The organism is Corynebacterium sp. Marseille-Q4381 (assembly GCF_036881695.1).
Lineage (GTDB): Bacteria > Actinomycetota > Actinomycetes > Mycobacteriales > Mycobacteriaceae > Corynebacterium.
Genome location: NZ_JBAJNR010000007.1, coordinates 25326 through 38519, shown reverse-complemented (window position 1 = coordinate 38519; position 13194 = coordinate 25326). Strand labels below are relative to the sequence as shown.

At 65.0% G+C, this 13194-nt stretch carries 17 protein-coding genes; 1 reads left to right on the top strand and 16 read right to left on the bottom strand.

Annotated features, from left to right (window positions below):
• Positions 1 to 8 precede the first annotated feature (8 nt).
• The 15 genes from V6D40_RS07290 to V6D40_RS07220 all read right to left on the bottom strand — a co-directional run bounded on the left by V6D40_RS07290 (position 9) and on the right by V6D40_RS07220 (position 10818).
• Complete coding sequence (locus V6D40_RS07290; protein WP_334289699.1) at positions 9 to 317, bottom strand: hypothetical protein; 309 nt, start codon at positions 315 to 317, stop codon at positions 9 to 11.
• 20 nt (positions 318 to 337) lie between these two features.
• Positions 338 to 739, bottom strand: a complete 402-nt coding sequence (locus tag V6D40_RS07285; protein ID WP_334289698.1) for a hypothetical protein — start codon at positions 737 to 739, stop codon at positions 338 to 340.
• 115 nt (positions 740 to 854) lie between these two features.
• Positions 855 to 1763, bottom strand: coding sequence for an Ig domain-containing protein (locus V6D40_RS07280; RefSeq protein WP_334289697.1), 909 nt, complete (start codon positions 1761 to 1763; stop codon positions 855 to 857).
• Between the two features lie 54 nt (positions 1764 to 1817).
• The gene (locus tag V6D40_RS07275) at positions 1818 to 2234 is read right to left on the bottom strand and encodes a hypothetical protein (protein ID WP_334289696.1); all 417 of its coding nucleotides are present in this window, start codon (positions 2232 to 2234) and stop codon (positions 1818 to 1820) included.
• Positions 2231 to 2503, bottom strand: a complete 273-nt coding sequence (locus tag V6D40_RS07270) for a hypothetical protein (protein WP_334289695.1) — start codon at positions 2501 to 2503, stop codon at positions 2231 to 2233. Before V6D40_RS07270 ends, V6D40_RS07275 begins: the two co-directional genes overlap by 4 nt.
• Positions 2503 to 2886, bottom strand: a complete 384-nt coding sequence (locus tag V6D40_RS07265) for a hypothetical protein (protein ID WP_334289694.1) — start codon at positions 2884 to 2886, stop codon at positions 2503 to 2505. The genes V6D40_RS07270 and V6D40_RS07265 overlap by 1 nt, the downstream gene beginning before the upstream one ends.
• Positions 2883 to 3383, bottom strand: a complete 501-nt coding sequence (locus tag V6D40_RS07260) for a hypothetical protein (RefSeq protein ID WP_334289693.1) — start codon at positions 3381 to 3383, stop codon at positions 2883 to 2885. The genes V6D40_RS07265 and V6D40_RS07260 overlap by 4 nt, the downstream gene beginning before the upstream one ends.
• A gap of 21 nt (positions 3384 to 3404) precedes the next feature.
• Positions 3405 to 3584 carry a hypothetical protein gene (locus V6D40_RS07255; protein ID WP_042405702.1) on the bottom strand — a complete coding sequence of 60 codons (180 nt, stop codon included), beginning with the start codon at positions 3582 to 3584 and terminating at the stop codon, positions 3405 to 3407.
• Between the two features lie 3 nt (positions 3585 to 3587).
• Positions 3588 to 4844 (bottom strand): phage major capsid protein, encoded by a 1257-nt coding sequence (locus tag V6D40_RS07250; RefSeq protein WP_334289692.1) that lies wholly within the window; start codon positions 4842 to 4844, stop codon positions 3588 to 3590.
• A complete protein-coding gene (locus tag V6D40_RS07245) occupies positions 4837 to 5964 on the bottom strand; it encodes an HK97 family phage prohead protease (protein ID WP_334289691.1) in 1128 nt (375 codons plus the stop codon). The genes V6D40_RS07250 and V6D40_RS07245 overlap by 8 nt, the downstream gene beginning before the upstream one ends.
• Positions 5961 to 7301: a phage portal protein gene (locus V6D40_RS07240; RefSeq protein ID WP_334289690.1), complete on the bottom strand. Its 1341-nt coding sequence runs from the start codon at positions 7299 to 7301 to the stop codon at positions 5961 to 5963. Before V6D40_RS07240 ends, V6D40_RS07245 begins: the two co-directional genes overlap by 4 nt.
• A 13-nt stretch (positions 7302 to 7314) precedes the next feature.
• On the bottom strand, positions 7315 to 8934 hold the full coding sequence (locus tag V6D40_RS07235) for a terminase (protein ID WP_334289689.1): 1620 nt from the start codon (positions 8932 to 8934) through the stop codon (positions 7315 to 7317).
• The gene (locus V6D40_RS07230) at positions 8924 to 9265 is read right to left on the bottom strand and encodes a terminase small subunit (RefSeq protein ID WP_334289688.1); all 342 of its coding nucleotides are present in this window, start codon (positions 9263 to 9265) and stop codon (positions 8924 to 8926) included. Before V6D40_RS07230 ends, V6D40_RS07235 begins: the two co-directional genes overlap by 11 nt.
• 137 nt (positions 9266 to 9402) lie before the next feature.
• Positions 9403 to 9684 carry an HNH endonuclease gene (locus V6D40_RS07225; RefSeq protein WP_334289687.1) on the bottom strand — a complete coding sequence of 94 codons (282 nt, stop codon included), beginning with the start codon at positions 9682 to 9684 and terminating at the stop codon, positions 9403 to 9405.
• Between the two features lie 843 nt (positions 9685 to 10527).
• A complete protein-coding gene (locus V6D40_RS07220; protein ID WP_334289686.1) occupies positions 10528 to 10818 on the bottom strand; it encodes a hypothetical protein in 291 nt (96 codons plus the stop codon).
• A 244-nt stretch (positions 10819 to 11062) separates the two neighbouring features.
• Between V6D40_RS07220 and V6D40_RS07215 the strand changes: the two genes are divergently transcribed.
• The gene (locus V6D40_RS07215) at positions 11063 to 11536 is read left to right on the top strand and encodes a hypothetical protein (RefSeq protein ID WP_334289685.1); all 474 of its coding nucleotides are present in this window, start codon (positions 11063 to 11065) and stop codon (positions 11534 to 11536) included.
• 827 nt (positions 11537 to 12363) lie between these two features.
• Here V6D40_RS07215 and V6D40_RS07210 read toward each other — a convergent pair.
• On the bottom strand, positions 12364 to 13083 hold the full coding sequence (locus V6D40_RS07210) for a hypothetical protein (protein WP_334289684.1): 720 nt from the start codon (positions 13081 to 13083) through the stop codon (positions 12364 to 12366).
• Between the last annotated feature and the right edge of the window lie 111 nt (positions 13084 to 13194).

Below are 13194 nucleotides of genomic sequence, written 5' to 3'. Positions count from 1 at the left end.
GGTCCTCCTTAGAGTGAATCGAGGTAATCCAGGACTTCTTCCGGCGTGTGGTCGCCGAAGGAGCCGTAGGCATTCGGGTTGTTGGGCTTCTTCCACGGGAATTGCGGCATCTTGTCGAAGATGTTCTGGTCCTTGCCAGCCATGCCCTGAGCGATAGCGGCGAGCGCCCAAAGGGAGCGCCACCCAATGGCGTCAGCAGTGGAGAACGGTTGCCCGTCCGTGGTGTGCCAGCGTGCGGGTGAGTTGTCAGGCAGGTACTCGATAAGCACGCGGAGCTTACGGAGAGTGATTTCGCCGCGCCAATACGCGGCGAGCACATCCCACCCGTAGGCCTGCTCTAGTGCTGCTTCCGCCGCTTCCGCGCCTCCGCACGCCGCGAGGAGCGATTGCGCATCGTAGGGTTTCCCTCCGCATCCGAGGCGCGGGCGGTGCGCATGTGCTCGCGCAGCACTAGGAAGAAGAAGCTGGACGAGCCGGTCTTCTTGATGGTCTTGCCGTCCTCTGCCGGGATTTCGACCTCGGTCAGGAGGAATTCGTCGTATTCTTCGTCGCCCATGTACCAGGCGGCAATGTCAGCGTCGTAGTCGATGAGCTCTAGCTCATCTTTCTCATCGTCCGTGAGCATGAGCGGGTCGCGGAAGGAGAAGGTCTTGTTGCCGAACTCGAAGGGGATTCGATCGCCTGCGATGCCGGTGGCTTCGCTGCGCTGCTCGACGATCTCGTTGAAGTTGATAGTCATGGGGCTGGCTCCTTTTCGAAAGCTATGGGGCAGGCTCTTTAGTGCGGGTGGGTAGGCAGGGGTGCGGGCGAGCCTGCCCGGTGCTTTCCCGCACCCCACCCCTGCTAGTGGTCGCTTACTCGGTGACGGTCATGGTGAACTGGCGGCTGGCTACCAGGCCCGCGGCGTCAGTCACCTTGACGGTGAACGTGGTCGTTCCCGACTCGGTTGCGGTGCCCTTGATCTCGCCGGACTTCTCGTCGAGCGTCACACCCTTCGGCAGGGCACCGTTGGAGACCTCGTAGGTGTAGGGCGACGTGCCGCCGTTGGCGGTGATCTTCTTGGACACGGCGGGCTTCGAGGAGCCGAGAGTCGCGGCGGTGGCGATGGTCAGCGGGCGCACGCCGTCCGTGGTGGAGGACGTGGCGTCCTTGCCCTTGGCCCACGCATCGTTGAACTGCCAGTGCGCCGTCCGGCCTACTGCCGCAGAGTCGACGTCTTCGTACTCGGCGCCGGCGGGGAATGTGGTGATGGTCTGTTCCAGGCCGAAGATCTGGTCCTTCTTGAACACCATTGCGCCTCGACCGGTGAGCTGGGCGTTGAACGCCGTCAGGCGCATCGCTGTATCGCCGTCGACCACGTCGAACACCTGCTGCTCGTACGGGAACACCGGCAGGGCGTCCTCGTAGAAGCTCGCGGTGCCGTTGTTGTCGAAGACGATGTCATCCTCGCGCACGCCGAGGTGGTCGGCGATGTTCTTGAGGTTGGTCTCCCAGAGGGTGTACTTGATCGACTTCACGGACTTCGTGATGTCGGTACGGATTGCGGAGACCTCTTGCCACGGGATGTACTCCTGCTTCTCCTCGTCGAAGGAGATTTCCAGGCCGTCCGGGGACGTGTAGCCCTTGTTGGTGTGGGTCTCGGTGTCGAACTTGATGCCCAGCGGGACAACCGGGGTGCCGAGTGCGGCTCGGCGGATAGCTCCGGTCATGCCGACGCGGGCAGCGCGGGCGTTGAAGCCCTGCAGAGTGGACTGCTTAGCCATAATTCCTCCTAGGAACGTAGGTAAAGCCCCACCGGACGGCAGGGCTGGAACGGGTTAGTGGGGTGCGACGCCAAGGTCGGCGACAACCCCGAGGACTTTCACATACGGATTCAGCTCCTCGCGGGTTGCGAGGCGCGGGCAATCGACGTGCTTGACGCCAGTGCCCTCGATGTAGGGCAGCTGGTGAAGCGCTTGCCGCACTTTCACGCCGATCTTGGTGGCCTCCGCCCGCGACGGGGCAAACACCTCCACGTCGAGAGGCACCGCATCGAGCAGCGACGGGCTATCCCGGCCGCCCCACGGCACGGTTTCCTCCCCCGGCAGCAGATCAATCACCACCGCCGGCAAGCTCTCGGTGAGCCGGTCGGCCTCCGGGAGCCGATCAGCCACCCACGCACCGTCCGGCAGCACCTCGCGGACCGCGTCGAGCGCGATCTTGAGGATGTCCACCTCTTGAAGCTCGTCAATCACCGCAGACTCCTTCCTACCCGGCGCGCTATGCGGCCTGCTTTTCTGGCGTCTTCGGGTCTTGTGACGCTTCCGACGACGTTGAACGCGGCGCGGCCGCTGGGCGTCGGGTGTGGTTCGATCTTGACGGTGGCGTCGATGCCGGCGCGGCCGAGTTCGCGGCGGGTGAGTGCTGCGATTCTGGTCGCTTTTTCCTGGACTTTGGCCTGGACTTTTTCGGATCCCATGACTTGCATGAAGATCGCGTCGGTGTCGATGTTGATTCGGACCACTAGCGCCTCCTGCCGGAGGATTGGCCAGCGCCGCGGATGACTTCGAGGTCGACCTCGGAGTGCGGCAGGATGGCTGTCCGCCAGTGCAGCGGGCGCGCGACGGCCCAGAGGACCTCTCCCCAGGTGTCGACACGGATGCGGTCGGTGGGCCGGAGTTCCTCGATCAGGTGCGGCGGTTCGGTGAAGACCCGCCAGCGGTCGGTCACGAGGTGCGAGCGTCCGTCCGCGTCTTCGGTTGAGGTCACCGGCTGGACTGATACCGGGTGCGGGTAAGGGATTTCCTCTGCCTGCTCCCAATCCTCGACCAGGCCGCCGTATTCGCCGGGGGCCATGCGGGCGCGGATGATGGTGATCCGCTCGGTGAAGATCAGCGAGGCGGTCATGGCATCGGCCCTAGCTTGTAGCGGTCGAGCAGACGCCACTCAGAAGACTGCGGCGTCATTGCGCCCGGCGCGCCGACCGAGATTCCGCCGACCGTCATGTTGGTTCCGGGTTGGGTGGCGCGGGCGGCCATGTGCATGGCCACGCCCGCGAGAGGGGTGGTGTCGAATCCATGGGTGATGGTCGCTGTGGCGCGGCGGAATCCCCTGCCGCTGCGCCGTTTGAGGCGGACCATTCCGGATTCTGACCACTCGATGGTGTCCAGGCCAACCGGGGTGCCGTCGAGGGCGAGTGCGTGGACCTGGAGAAGCCGCAGCGTGGGTAGGAAGATGACGTTGTCTCCGGCGGTGTCGACGGTGACGGTCTCCTGCCGCACGGGCCAAATATGCCAGCCCGCCAGGTCGCGCAGCGTTTCAACGGCGAGGTCAATGTCTGCTTGCGTGACCGGGACGGCGGCTGACGGGTTGGGGGCCAGCCCATGGTCCAGGGTGGTGTTCATGGTGTGGTCCCTCCTTGGCTATTACTGCGACGGGGTGCGCTTGCGGGGCCGGCGCTCCTTGTCGGGGGATTCCTTGGTCTCCGGCAGACCCGTGGCGACGCGGACGGCGCCCGGGTAGCGGGTGGCTGCGGTCTCCTCCGTGAGGCGGATAGTGAGCGGGCCCTGGTCGGTGTTGACCCGGTAGGGGTAGAGCCTGCTCATGAGTTACGCACCTGCCCCAGGCGTGCCGAGGGTGCCGGTGACGAACGCTGCCGGCAGCGGCACCATCAGGCCGACGCGCTCCTCGGCGCGCAGCGTGATCAAGTTCTCCTCGAAATCCCGCTCGTTCTGGTTGGCGGCGTCGACGCGGACACCGCCCTTGCGCAACACGGTCGCACCCTGGCGGAAGTTGCCCACCACGTAGGTGCCCTCCGGCACCGCGGCGTTAGTAGTGACGGTCTTCAACCCCCAGACAGGCGGGTTGATCAGGACGCCGCCGTTGCCGTACTGGCCAGTGAACGGGCCGCCGGCGAGGAACTGGCCGTTGTTGTCCTGGGCGAGGCGCATGCGGCCGTAGTCGAGCTCGTTGAGCACCAGCGCGTCAGCGGAGAGGTTCGTGGCGCGGCCCGGCAGGCGGGACGCCTCGTACAGGCCCTTGAGCTGCTCGATGGGGTCGGCGGCGTCGATGTTGAACTCCTGGATGCCCTCGCGGTTGAGCAGACCGCGCAGGTTGGAGCCCTGGCCGTCGCCCTGCATAAGCTGGAACTCTTCTGCGACGGAGAGGTCGTAGACGAGCTGGTTGTTGATCCAGTCGACGATGAAACCGTAGTCTGCCGCCATCTCGTCGGAGACCTTGGTCAGGGCCGCGATCTTGGACAGAGACTCGGTGACAACGTCGAAGGAGTCGTAGCGGATGTAGGGCTTCTGCGCGCCCTCGGCGACGGTGGTGAACGCACCCTCGACGATGCGCTTCGCCTTCTCGACGAGGTACTTGATTACCGGCTGGGAGACGGAGGCAGATCCCATAAGGTCTGCGACAACCAGCTGCTCGCGGCGCTGGTTGACGATGGAGCGCTGAAAAGTGGTGCCCCACCCCGCCAGCGGGGCGTCGGCGGCGGGACGGACCATCGGGTCGTTGGCGGCCTTGACTTCGAACTCCGGCACGGCGAAGTCCAGACGTTCGCCGTTCTTCTGGCGCTTGACCATGTCCAGGCCGTGCTTGGCGAAGTGGTGGCCGAGCGTGTGCGGCTCGGCCGACTTCTGGCCGGGGGTGGCCTCGAACGTGGCGCCGGAGAGCAGCTTCTCCGCGTTGACCGTGATTTCGGCGGCGCGCAGCTCGGCGTCGATCTCGTCGACGGTGTTGATCGCGGACTCAAGGTCGCCACGGAGGTTGTCGTCGGTCGGGTTGGCCTTGTAGTTAGCCAGTGCGGAGCGGACGGCGTCCATCGCCGTCGCACGCTTTTCCATGAGGGTCTTAGACATAGTGCTTCCTTTCGAGGAATCGGACGGTTGCTTCGAAGACGGCGACGTCGCCGTCTTTGGCGTGGTTTGGCTCCTGGGGGACCTGCGCGCCGCTTTCGGCGGCGGGGTCCAGGAGCGCGGCGATGGAGCCCGCGTGCTTGGCCACGGACTCGGCAACTGCTGGGTTGGCCTGCTTCGCAGCGGTCACCAGCGCTTCGGTTGCCTGCTTGACGGTGAGAATTTCGGCCTGCGGATTCGCGCCGATAGGAACGACCGAGACCTCGAAGAGCTTCACGCGTTTGATCTCGTAGACTTCCTCGCCGTCGATCTCGGCCCAGCTGCCGTCAAGGACGTTGAACGCGAACGACATCTCGTTGAGCCGCTTTGCCTTCATCAGCCGGTAGACCTGGGCAGCTTTCGGGTTGTCCAGGTCAAGCCTTGCCTTCACCCGGAGCCCGTGGTCGTCCTCAATGACCTCCTCCACAGCCCCGATGTTCGAGAACGGGTCACTGAAATCGTGGCCGTAGAGCACCGGAATCACCCGGCCGCGCTCCTGGAAGTCCTTGATGGTCTCGGCGAACGCGCCCGGTCGGATCACGTCGCCGTAGGTGTCGGTGTTGTTGAACACGCTGGCGTAGCCCTCGAAGGTGCCGGCATCTACGATGTCGACGTCGTCGGGGGTTGCCTTGAGCCCAACAGTGATGGTCTTGGTCTTCACGTTGTCTCCTTTCTCCCCCGGTATCTCCGGCGGGTTGAGGTACCACTGCTTGATCCGCTCCACCGTTGAATCAGGCCGCCCGGCGCGGATCGCCCGGGCAATGCACTCCTCCTCGCCCGGGTCGAGGACGTGGAACTGCGCGCCTTGAGCTGCGAGAGCGGCAATAAGGGTGTCGGGTGGGCGGGAGTTGATTAGCCAGAACTCCTCGACCGGGGTCTCGACGTCGAGGAGCCACCCGGTGAGCCCGCGGCGCATAGCAAGCACCGCGTCGAGCACGGTGCCCGGCGCGGTGTCTGCCACTGGTTGCGCGGCGATGGTGGACGCGACCTGTTCGAGGTCGAAGCGGGCCACGCCCGGCGCGGCGGTGGTCTCGACGAAGGTGGTCTTGCCGGAGCAAGGCGGGCCCATTACGACGTGGATCATGGCGGGTCACCTCCCGGCGCGGGGTTGAGTGCCGGCGGCGGGTCTTGCGGCTCGCCTTGGTCGGCGGTGGCAGTGGTGACGTTGAGCGGACGAATGAGGTCGTCGCCGCCTTCGAGGGCTGGGAGGTTGCGCATGGCGCGGACCTCGTTGATGGTCATCCACGGGCCGCCGGCGGCTGCGGTCTGCATAGCTGCCTGCTCTTCGAAGTTGCCGCGCAGCTTCTCTTCGAGGTTGAACTCGACGTAGTAGCGGGTTTCGTCGACCTTGAGCATGGGCAGGACGAAGGAGTTGATGGTGCCCTCGATCTGCTTGATCAGCGGGCCGAGGCTGTCAACGTAGAGGCTTTGGCGGAAGGCCTGGACGTTGGAGTAGTTGGCGTTGTCCAGCAGGCCGACCATGGTTGGGTTGACGTGGTAGACCTGCGCGACGGTGGAGAGCGACAGCTTGGTCATCTCCGGTAGTTGTTCGTCCTTGGCGTTGAGGTGCTGCGGCTCGAACTTCATGCCATCTTCGAGGACCATGGTGCCGCCGGCGTTGGAGCCGCCGGCGCTGTATTGCGCCGCGAGCGACGCCTTAAAGCGACGGCGACCCTCCGGCGACCATTTGCCGACGTCCTTTTCCGGGGGGCGGGTGATAACGCCGCCGAGGCGCGGGCCGTTACGCCACAGCTCCGAGCGGTAGGACGCGGCCTGCAGCTGCTCGCGGAGAGTCTCCTTCAGGGAGTCCACCGGAGAGACGCCGATTTCCTCGTACTCTGGGTTGTAGCCGTGGACGTGGATCAGCTTTTCGCCGCTGTACTCGCGGACGTAGCCGCGGTTGTCGCGGATGCGGATCGCCTTGAGTGTCCACGGGTCTTCCCACTTGCGGCCGATGATCCAGGACACCGGGATGCGGACGATCTCCGGCAGCTTGTCGGGTGCCTCGTCGATCGCCCACATGAACTCGTCGAAGAGCAGATAATCCAGGATGGACGCGCGCAGCAAGTCCTGCATGAGCTGGTGCTTGTTGGGCTTCTGCATCAACAGCGGCACAAGGCCTGGGCGGTCAGCGTAGAGCGAATTGTCGCCGGTCTCGTCGCCGACGCGGACGCGCTCACGGCCGCCGTCCGGCATGCGCTCGAAGGTGTGCAGTGACACCGCGGCGATCTGCTCGGCGATGAAGGTCACCACCGTGCGCAGGTGCGGCTGCTGGGCGTAGAGCTCCGCAGCGCCGAGCTTGTCCACGTCCCGGGCGAGAGCGGTGAAGATCGGGGCGGAGAACATGTACTCGTCGTCGGAGTTGGCCACGATGGCCGCAGTCTCTTCGAGACGCCCGAATAACCTGCTGAAGATACCCACGGGCACCACCTCCTTAGACGAACATCAGTCCGCCGTCGTCAAAGTCCTCGCCGTCCTGTGGCTCGTCGTTTTCGAGCTCCTGCGCGGAAGCGTCATAGTTTTCGTCGTCGTACGCCGAGGTCACTGTCGTTTCGTGCCTGGTGGCCATCCACCACGCGATATTCGCGGCCACGGTCGGCGCCGCGTCGGTCGCTGACTTCTCGCGATCCCAGATGAAAATGTCACCGCGGCGCTTCTCCACCGCGCCTTCCACCGACACCGTCAGCACCGGCTGGTCGCGGTGGCGGATACCGCGGTTCTTGATTTCCGTGACAAAGCCGAGCACCGACGCCGACATGTCCGTGCCCTGCCACTCCGCGACGTCGATGCCGGCCTCCTGCAGTAGCGGCAGCAGCGCCGCCGAGGCGGAGCCGCGAACCTGCATGCCCACCGTCCCGGAGAACCACCCTCGGCCCTTGCGCGCCGCAAGCCACGCGGGTACCCACCGGTACCCGGCGCGGCTGGCCACGATCTCGACGTGCCACAGGCCGTCCTCACGCTGCGACGCTATGGCCACATGCGCCCAACGGCCGTCCAGGGCCACGTCGACGCCTACGAACACCTCCGCGCCCGGCGCGCGGGCCGAGGCGGGGTCTGTGAGCGATTCCCAGAGCTTGAGGGAAATCTTTCCGGGGGTGAGCACGTCTTGCCACTGGCACAGGCACTCGGCGCGGAAGCCGGCCTCGTTGTCGCCGGCGACCGCGTCCTTGGCCTCGGCCATGATGGATTCTTCGGTGAGGTTCGAGTAGCCCATCGAGGGGTTCGCCTGGGCGTGCGCGTCCGGGTCGAGGACGTCGGCGTCCGGGTGGGCCGAGTAAGAAAAGAACGCCGTGCGGCTCGCGTCCGACGTCCCGTCGTCAATCTGCTTGATCGCCGATTCCCGGAGGGAGCGGAGCACGACCGAGCGAAGGTCACCGGCGTTGGACAAGCCCCACACCTGCGACTGCGGCCGGTTACGCGAGGTCGGCACGATGGCGTTCCACGCTTCCCAGTCCAGGTGCTCGCGCAGCTCGTCGAGCAGCGCCAGGTCTGCCGACTTCGAGCGGCCGCCCTTACGCGAGGTCACCGCCAGCGACCAGATCGGCATCTTGCCGGCCAGGTCGAGCGCTTCCGGCCGGGGCGCGAGCGCGAGCTCCATTGCCGGCTTGCCGTTGGCGCGGGAGCGGTACGCGCCGTTGTAGGCGTCGTCCTCCTCGTCCGCGCGCGGGTTGTCCGGCAGAAAGTAGCGCAGCACCGGGTTCCACGCCGCGATCGCGAACGCCTCGTCGAGCGTGTCCTCGGCGTCGCCGAGCGACTGCGCTGCCGAGATGATGCGCGACGCGCCGAACTGGAACATCCGCCACAGGCCGAGCACCACCATCAGCAGCGTCTTGCCGTTCTGGCGGGCCACCTCCACGATGATCGTCTTGAACCGGAACTCGCCGGACGGCAGCAGCTCCAGGCCGTGAATCAGCACCCACTTCTGCCACGGGTACAGCTCAATACCGAGCAGCTCGGCGAACTCAATGACCTCGAATCCTTTCGAGGTCTCCGGGGTGAGCTCCCGCAGTGGCGGGGTGTAGAAACGCGGCTCGGTACAGCCCTTACGCCCCATTCTCCTTGGCCGTCTCGCGGCTCATGCGGCGCATAATGTCGATCACATCCGGGCTGGTTGTGCCGCCCTTCTTCGTCCCGGCAGTCTCCGGCGCTTCGGTCGGAGCGAGGCCAAGCAACTTCATCACGCCCAGCAGGTGCGGGCCAAGGTACAGCGACTTCGTCGCCGTCTCCGTGTCTGTCGAGCGCGACTCGTCGATGTTCTCCGCGTACGCCCGGCCGAGGGCGACGACGCCGCCGTACTCGGCGGGCGGTTGCTCGTCCAGCGCCGCAAGCGAATCGAGAAACGCCTGCTCTAGCTCGCCCACAGGGCGCTCGGAAACGTTGTCCACGGTCAACCTCCATTTCCACAACTCGACCCCGCTACCGGCCTCGGCCCTAGGGGGGATACCTCGCGGGGAGAGAGGCCTCCTCACCCGCCCGCAGGCGGCCGCGCGCGAACGCCAGCGATCTCAAGGCCCCTCCCCCTTCACCATTGCTCCGAGCACGAACCGAGGTCCGGCGGCGGAGCACCATCCTTGCGCGACCGGTTGCACGACGCGTGCGACGGCCGCCAATTCTCCGGGTCATCTTCCAGCTCCGGGTGCGTCGAACGCGGCAAGACGTGATCCGGCTCGAACGCGTTCACCGACTGCGCCGGCGCGGTGTAATCAATCGGCTGGCGGCACAGCCAGCACACTGACTGCATAGCCTCGTGCTCCGCCCGGAACTGCTTGCGCCGCTCCTTCGTCGCCCGGTCATCCCACGCCAAAGGCTCACCTCCCGCGGGCATGACAAAGGCCCCGGAACTTCACGTCACCGGGGCCATAGCTCTTTCGAGCGTCAGCTTACAACGCTAGGTGGGCCACCACTGAATCGACGTCGTTTAGCCAGCTCAACAGCGTCAGCCAAACGCACAACGCGACGCCCATCATCGAGCATGCGGCACTCAAGGTCGCCGGCATCTATCCACCGCCGCAGCGACGTCCGACTCGCAGGCACGCCGAGCAGACGCAACCACGATTCAACCTCCCTGGTGGTGCCCTCCTCAATCGGCTCCGGGTCGCTTGCTCTTGCAGGCGGTGACACCACGTCACGGACCAAGCGGGCCCGCGACGCCACCTCATCGGCCATCATCTCCGCCCACGGCATCGCCAACAATTCAGGGGCGTGGCCACGCAACCACCCCGCCCGCGCAGCGATACGCCGAGTCGTCGGCGGTGCCCCTAGTGCAGGAACCGACGCCACCAACTGACCGCACCAGTACCCGAGCACTTCCTCCACGTCCGCCTTGAGGTCCACTATGCCCAGCACCACCGGAGGCTTCGACTTGCCCCGCTGAGGAGCTCGCCCAGCATTCTCACCGGAAGTCGGCCGACGAGGAACAAGAAGATCATCAAGAAGATCTCCATCGGTCTCTAACCAGTACAGGTGCCTACCCAAATCATCAAGGCTCACTTATTCTTCCCTCCTCGCCTACCGCGCCTTCGGCGCTTACGCGCCATACCTGCCCGACCCGACCCGACCCGACCCGACCCGACGTTCCCAGGTCCGTCACCCGAGCGTCCTAGGACGCGTTCTAACTCCGTTACAGTTTCGTTACCCTCGCCGCCTGTCATCGTATTGGGCGCTGCTTGCCGTGGCGCTGCTCGGTGGTCAGGCGCTGCTGCCGCTTCGGGCGCTGCTGCCTTCTCATCCTGCTGCTGCCTAGTGGCCGCTGCTGCCTCATCGCCGGGTCGCGCTGCTGCCGCTTTGGGCGCTGCTGCGGGGGCGGGGCGGGATAGAAAATCGGAGATCGGCTGACGGAGCCAAGCTGGCTCGTCCTCGTCGAAGGTTGGCGCTGCTTGCCGTGGCGCTGCTCGGTGATCTGGCGCTGCTGCCGCTTCGGGCGCTGCTGCCTTCTCATCCTGCTGCTGCCTAGTGGCCGCTGCTGCCGGGTCCTCCTCGAGGGGGAGCGTCGGCTGGGTGAGCTCGATACGGATGCCGTGGTCTTGGCACCACTTGTCTTCGTTGACGAAATCTACTGTCTGCTGGCCGTAAATTAGCCTTTCTGGGGGTGGTGGCGGGAGTAGATTCAGCTTCTCCCCATTGCCTCGCTTGGTGTTACAGGGATTACACGCAACAACGAGCGTGTCGACGGTGCTGTCTTTATGACCGGTGAGCGAATCGTAGGTGGCGGCGCGGAAACCGGATCTGTTTTTCCAGCTGACCGACTTCGCGCACCAGCGGCAGCTATCGCCGTCACGGACGCGCACCTGGGCGAGCAGGCCGGGTGTGCGCTTATCGCGCGCACGACGCCGGTCTGTCTCGACTTCCTCACGGCGCTTCGCATGAACGAATTCCTCATCATCAATAACAAGACGGATGACCTTGTTTCCGTCCACCTCCACCTCGGTGGCAAGGCTGGCCTTTTTGAGAATGTTGAGCACCTCGCGCTCACGGCCCGGCGCGACTTGGGCGAGGGATCCGTATTCGACGAGGTAGTCGGTGAGGTGTCCTGCGGAGACGGAGGCGAGTTGGACGAGGACTCCGAATGCTTCGTTTTTTTCTTGGTGGTTGAGGTTGGTGGCGACGAGGAGTTTGGCCATGAGTGGGTGGGTGGTGGCGTTGTCGCCGATCCGTAGCCAGGGCATGTGCGCAACTCCTCTCTTCGTCTCGTAGTGGCAGTCATGGGGTTGTCCCGATGGGATTGTTCTGTTGGTATGAGCGTTTCGGTATTGGTGGCGGTGGGTTGCGCACTGCCCGCGCGAGCCGTGGGTAGCACTGGTCGCATAGTCCTTCGCCCCGATGGTCGCGTGCTCCGGCGGGGAGCGTCCTACTATTTCTCACACCTCCTTGCGGCCGCAGGGGTGCGCGGCAGCCGCGGCACGTGGTCTGCACGAACATGCGCTCTCCGCTGGAGTACGCGATGACGTCGGAGTACCGGCCAGCCATGACGCCGTCCACACGGAGGTTCTGCTTTTCCATGTCGCTGAGCGCACGTTCGCACGCTTCGAGCAGCGGGCAGCGGTGGCACCGCATGCGGGCTTCCTCGTGGCGTACAAGGACTTCTTTGGTCGATTCGCGGGGGTGGGAACCGTCCCACGGCGAAACGCCGGTGCTCTGGCGTTTGTACCAGCACAGTGCCGCGGTCTCGTCGCCTGGCTCCAGGCCCCAAAGGTGTTCTACCGTGCCTGACATCAACTTTGACCTGTCTGCCCGGTGCGGGTGGCGACGAATGGCCATGTCGAGTGAAAGTCACCGGCGTGCTCGTTGAAATAGGCCTGGACTGCTCGCTGGCACTCTTCTTCCAGTGGTGATGGGATGTGTATGCCGCGGTCCTTGAAGTGTTCTAAGGCCGGTTGGAGGAACCGGGCGGCGTCAAACATCGGTTGGGAGATTGCCCGGAGCAGCTCGGGATCAGCCCGATGGCGGTGCTTGATGAGCAGCGTTACTGGGTTCTGGGGGTATGTCATGCGATGCCTCCGACGGGTAGTGCGAGCATTCGGCGCGGCGGGAGGGCGGTCTGCTCCGGGTCGTCTCCGGCGGGCGGGGTGGCCACCGGCTCGGTGTGGCGGAGCTTCTCCTTGTTGGAGATGGTCATCTGCCAGTCGTCGCCGAGGACGTACCAGCGGGATGCGAACTCGGCCGGTTCGGAGCGTTTGAGCATGACGATTCGGCGGTGGAGCACCTTGGCCACGCCTGCGATGGTGCCGATGGCCTCGGGGGTTATCCAGAACGGTGCGCCCGGTGCGCTTGCGGCGTCGTAGAAGATTTTCTCGTGGTCGCCGGGGAGGATCGGGTCTTTGAGCCGGTGTTCGTCGCGGCCGCCGGCTGTTTGGAAGAGTCCGGTGGCGTCCTCGACGCGGATGCGCTCGTGGCCGATTTGGATCGAGACGAGCGGTTCGACGTCTAGCCCCTCGGGCGTTTTGACTTGGTAGCCGGCGAGTGAGTTGGCGGCGTGCTTGGATATCTCGACGCGGTCGTCGCGGTCGTCGTTCCAGTGGATGAAGTCGACCTTGACCTTGGCGCGGAATGAGAGGTCGTTGCCTAGCGCGGAGACCGAGAGGGTGTCCTCGTTGAGGCGGTGGAGGCGGACGAAGGCGAGCTCGTCTTTGCCAGCTACCTTGACGGCTGCTTTGAGTGCGAAGGCGAGGCTGTCCATGCGGCAGAGGAAGCTTGAGTCAGTCACAGTTTTTCTCCTTCCTGTTCCTGTCCCTTCTGGAAAAGGGGGATTTGGTTGGGTAGTTCGCCTGGGTCTTCATCTTTTGAGAGCCAGGAGTGGATCTGGGCCTTCCGCTTC